Consider the following 5,497-nt stretch of genomic DNA (forward strand, 5'->3'; position numbering starts at 1 on the left):
CCGCAATCTCTTCAACCAGCGACAGGCAACCGCAAGCCGAAGGCCGGTGGTTGACGAGCCCATCGCCATCATCGGCATGAGCGGCCACTTCCCTCAGGCCCGGGACATCGCCGAGTTCTGGCGCAACCTGCAGGCTGGCAAGGACTGCATCGGCGAGGTGCCGCGCGAGCGCTGGGACTGGCAGGCCTGGTTCGGCGACCCGATCACCGAAGACAACAAGACCAACGTCAAGTGGGGCGGCTTCATCGAGGGTGTCGACGAATTCGACCCGATGTTCTTCGGCATCTCGCCGAAAGAAGCCGAGCTGATGGACCCTCAGCAGCGGCTGATGATGGCCCAGGTCTGGAAGGCGCTGGAGGACGCCGGCTACGCAGGCACGGCGCTGGCGGGAAGCGACACGGCGATCTACGTCGGCACCGGGGCGACGGGCTACGGCACGCTGCTGAACCGTGCCCGCCTCGCCGGCGAAGCCTATGCCGCGACCGGCGGCGTGCCCTCGGTCGGCCCCAACCGGCTCAGCTACCTGTTCGACTGGCATGGCGCGAGCGAGCCGGTGGAAACCGCCTGCTCCAGCTCGCTGGTGGCGCTGCGGCGCGGGGTGGCGGCGCTGCAGAAGGGCGAGGCTTCGGTGGCCGTCGTCGGCGGGGTCAACACCCTTGTTGCGCCGGAGGCGCATGTGAGCTTCAACAAGGCCGGCATGCTGAGCGAGGACGGCCGCTGCAAGACCTTTGCCAGCAACGCCAACGGCTATGTGCGCGGCGAAGGCGTGGCGATGCTGGTGCTCAAGCGCCTGTCGGACGCCGAGCGCGACGGCGACCACATCCACGGCCTGGTGCGCGGCAGCGCCGAGAACCACGGCGGCCGGGCCAATTCCCTCACGGCGCCGAACCCGGTGGCGCAGGCGGCGGTGATCGCCAAGGCGCACCGCAACGCAGGCATTGACCCCCGCACCGTGACCTACATCGAAGCCCACGGCACTGGCACGCCGCTGGGCGACCCGGTGGAGATCAACGGGCTCAAGGCGGCGTTCAAGGAGCTGTATGCGGCCATCGGCGACAGCGCAGTGGCGGCACCGCACTGCGGCCTGGGCTCGGTCAAGACCAACATCGGCCACCTGGAACTGGCGGCAGGTGTGGCGGGCGTCGTCAAGGTGCTGCTGCAGATGAAGCACAAGACTCTGGTCAAGAGCCTGCACAGCGAGACGCTGAACCCCTACATCGACCTGGACGGCAGCCCGTTCTACGTGGTGCAGCAAACACGCGAATGGGAAGCGCTGCGCGACGCGCAGGGCCGGCCGCTGCCGCGCCGCGCGGGCGTCAGTTCGTTCGGCTTTGGTGGGGTGAATGCACACGTGGTGCTGGAGGAGTACATCGCACCGGCGTCGGCGGCTGTCGATGCAGGCCCGGTCGCCGTCGTGCTCTCGGCGCGCACCGAGTCCCAGCTCGCCGAACAGGTGCAGCAGCTGCTTGCGGCCATCGAAGCCGAGCCCGGCATCGTGCTGGCCGACCTGGCCTACACGCTGCAGGTGGGGCGCAAGGCCATGGAGGAGCGCCTTGCGCTGGTTGTCGGTTCGCTGGCGGAGCTGCGCGAGAGGCTCGCCGACCACCTTGCCGGCAAGCTCGCCATGGCCGAGGTCTACCGGGGCCAGGTCAAGGCGCACAAGGACACGCTGGCCGCGCTGGCGGGTGACGAGGACATGGCCGCCATCGCCGAGGCCTGGATGGCCAAGGGCAAGCTGGGCAAACTGCTGGACCTGTGGGTCAAGGGCATGGCGGTGGATTGGCAGCGCCTCTACGGCGCGGTGCGGCCACGCCGCATCAGCCTGCCGACCTATCCCTTTGCCCGCGAGCGGCATTGGGTGCGGACGGACGATGCAAAGCCAGCCGGCGCTGCCGCGACGGCAGCCCTGCATCCGCTGCTTCACCGCAACACCTCGGACCTGGACGGCCTGCGCTTCAGCACGCAGCTGAGCGGCGAGGCCTTTTTCCTGGCCGATCACGTGGTGCGCGAGGCGCGTGTGCTGCCCGCTGCGGCCCAGCTGGAAATGGCGCGCCAGGCCGCAAGCAAAGTGCTGGGCGAGGCCGGTCGCATCGCCTTGCATGACGTGGCCTGGCAGCGGCCGATCGCGGTGGGCGAGGGCGGCTTACCGGTGCATGTGACGCTGTACCCGGAGGCGAACGGCGAGCTCGGTTTCGAGATTCGCGGCGAAGGCGCTGGCGACGAGGCTGTGGTCTACAGCCAGGGCATGGCCAGGTCCGAGCTCGCGAAGCTTCCTGTCGAGGCCCACGACCTGGCGGCGCTGCGCCAACGCTGCGACGCGGCGCATCTCAGCGGCGCGCAGTGCCAGGAGCGCTTCGCCCGCATGGGCTTGCGCTACGGCCCCGCGTTCCGCGGCTTGCACGAGCTGTTTGTCGGCGCCGGCCAGGTGCTGGCACGGCTGGTCTTGCCCGAGGCGGTGCAGGCCACCTGGCCGGACTACCAGCTGCACCCCAGTCTGGTGGACGCGGCCCTGCAGGCCACGCTGGGCCTGCAAGTGGGCGAGCCTCAGTTGATGCTGCCCTTTGCGCTTGGCAGCCTGGAGACCTTCGCGCCGTGCACCTTGGCGATGTGGGCCATCGCGCAGCGCTGCCCCGGCAGCCAGGCCGGTGAGTCCGTGCAACGCTTCGACATCGACCTCTGCGACGAGCAGGGTGCCGTCTGCGTGCGCCTGCGGCAGTTCGGCGTGCGCTCGCCAATGGGCAGTGCCCCGCAGGACGACAGGCCGGTGCCTGCCGCCGTGCCCGCCCCGGCTGGCAGCGTGCTGCAGGACAAGGTCAGGCGCATGCTGGTCGAGATGGTGTCGCAGCTGATCAAGGTCAAGCCCGAAGACATCGATGGCGACACGGCGCTCAGCGAATACGGTTTCGACTCCATCTCGCTGACCGAATTCGGCAATGCGCTGAGCCAGCAGTACCGGATCGATGTGAAGCCGACGATCTTCTTCGAGCATCCCACGCTGGACGCGCTGGCCGGCCACCTGGCGAGCGAGCACCACGCGGCACTCGCACCGCTGCTCGCACCAGCAGTCGCCGAGATGACAGACGCCATGGCCCCCATGCTCGCGCAGGAACCTGCGGTCGAACGCCCCCGGTCGCGCGGGCGCGCCAGCCTGGTCCGCCCGGCAGCGGTGGTGAGCCAGCGCCAGGCGCTGGACGAGCCCATCGCCATCATCGGCATGAGCGGGCAGTTCCCGCAGGCGCCGGACCTTGAGGCCTTCTGGCGCGTGCTGGCCCAGGGCCAGGACTGCATCACCGAGATCCCGCCCGAGCGCTGGGACTGGCGCGAATGGTTCGGCGACCCGGCGCACGAGCAGAACCGCACCCACATCAAGTGGGGCGGCTTCATGGCCGGCATCGATCAGTTCGACCCCATGTTCTTCGGCATCTCGCCGAAGGAAGCCAGGCTGATGGATCCGCAGCAGCGGCTGATGATGATGCACGTCTGGAAGGCGCTGGAAGACGCCGGCTATGCCGGGCCGGCGCTGGCGGGCAGCGACACAGCCATTTATGTCGGCACCGGTGCTGCCGGCTACGGCACGCTGCTGAACCGCGTGAGCCTGGGCGGCGAAGCCTATTCGTCCACCGGTGGCGTGCCCTCGGTCGGCCCGAACCGCATGAGCTATTTCCTCGACTGGCATGGGCCCAGCGAGCCGGTGGAAACGGCCTGCTCCAGCTCGCTGGTGGCGCTGCGGCGGGCCATCCTGGCGATCCAGCGTGGCGACTGCGGCCTGGCCATCGCCGGTGGCGTGAACACCATGGTCACGCCGGAAATGCACATCAGCTTCAACAAGGCCGGCATGCTGAGCGAGGATGGCCGCTGCAAGACCTTCGCCAGCAATGCCAACGGCTATGTGCGTGGTGAAGGCGTGGCGATGCTGGTGCTCAAGCGCCTGTCGGACGCCGAGCGCGACGGCGACCACATCCACGGCCTGGTGCGCGGCAGCGCGGAGAACCACGGCGGGCGCGCCAATTCCCTGACGGCCCCGAACCCGGTGGCGCAGGCCGCGGTGATCGCCAAGGCACACCGCAACGCTGGCATCGACCCGCGCACCGTGAGCTACATCGAAGCCCACGGCACCGGCACGCCGCTGGGCGACCCGGTGGAGATCAACGGGCTCAAGGCCGCGTTCAAGGAGCTGTATGCCGCCACCGGTGACAGCGAAGTCGCAGCACCGCACTGCGGCCTGGGCTCGGTCAAGACCAACATCGGCCACCTGGAACTCGCAGCCGGTGTGGCAGGCGTCGTCAAGGTGCTGCTGCAGATGAAGCACAAGACCTTGGTCAAGAGCCTGCACAGCGAGACGCTGAACCCCTACATCGACCTGGACGGCAGCCCGTTCTACGTGGTGCAGCAAACACGCGAATGGGAAGCGCTGCGCGACGCGAAAGGCCAGCCGCTGCCGCGCCGCGCGGGCGTGAGCTCGTTCGGCTTTGGTGGCGTGAATGCACACGTGGTGCTGGAGGAGTACATCGCGCCGGCGTCGGCGGCGGTCGATGCCGGGCCGGTTGCGGTGGTGCTCTCGGCGCGCAATGAAGAGCGCTTGCTTGCGCAGGCGCGCCAGCTCTCGGCTTTCATCGCCTTGCCGGAAAACGCAGGCCTTGACCTGAACGACCTGGCCTACACGCTGCAGGTGGGGCGAGAGGCCATGGAAGAACGGCTGGCCCTGGTCGCAGGATCGCTGGACGAGCTGCGCGACAAGCTGGCGCGTTTCCTGGCCGGCGAGCCTGGCGTGGAAGCGGGCCATCGCGGCCAGGTTCGGCCGCACAAGGCAGCCATGGCGGCCCTGCCGGCGGACGAAGACCATGCGCAAGCCGTGCGCGGCTGGCTGGCAAATGCCGAGCTGAACCCATTGCTGGCCCTGTGGGTCAAGGGCTTTGCGCTGGACTGGGCGGCGCTGCACGGCCCGCACCAGCGGCGCCGCATCAGCTTGCCGACCTATGCCTTCGCCCAGGAACGCCACTGGGTGCCAGGCGGCGCCGTGCGCCCGGGCGACGCAGCCAACGAAGCCGTGCCGCCAGCCGCACGCGAAACCCAACTCAAGCGGAACACCTCCGAGATGATCGATTCGATTGCTGCAAATCCAGCGCAGGCCGCGGATGAGCGCTTGCGTGAAAAAAGCATCCTGCAGATCAGGCAGCTGATCAGCGAGGGCGTCGGGCTGCCGGTGGAAACCATCCAGGCCCACATCGGCTTCGACGAATACGGCATCGACTCCATCCTGGCGCTGGAGCTGACCAATGCCCTGCGCGACGCGATCGGGGCCGAGGGCATCGGCACCTCGCTGTTTTTCGAGCACCCCACCATCGAGCGCCTGGTCGACCATTTCATGCAGACCGAGGCCGAGGCCTTGCGGCGCTGGACGGGTCTGGACCGCGTCGCGGTGCCGCGTCCCGTCGCCCCTGCGGTGGTCTCCCCAGGAGTGAGCGAGCCCGAGGCGAGGCCCGGCTTCGACGTGGCC

1 protein-coding gene is annotated in these 5,497 nt (G+C 68.9%); it reads left to right on the top strand.

Going from position 1 to position 5,497, the window contains the following annotated elements; all coding sequences use genetic code 11:
- Positions 1 to 46 precede the first annotated feature (46 nt).
- On the top strand, positions 47 to 5,497 hold a 5,451-nt coding region (locus tag FKP22_RS19580), incomplete at its 3' end, for a beta-ketoacyl synthase N-terminal-like domain-containing protein (protein ID WP_211361477.1).

The sequence above is a fragment of the Ideonella azotifigens genome, from assembly GCF_006519715.1.
GTDB classification, from domain to species: domain Bacteria; phylum Pseudomonadota; class Gammaproteobacteria; order Burkholderiales; family Burkholderiaceae_C; genus Ideonella; species Ideonella azotifigens.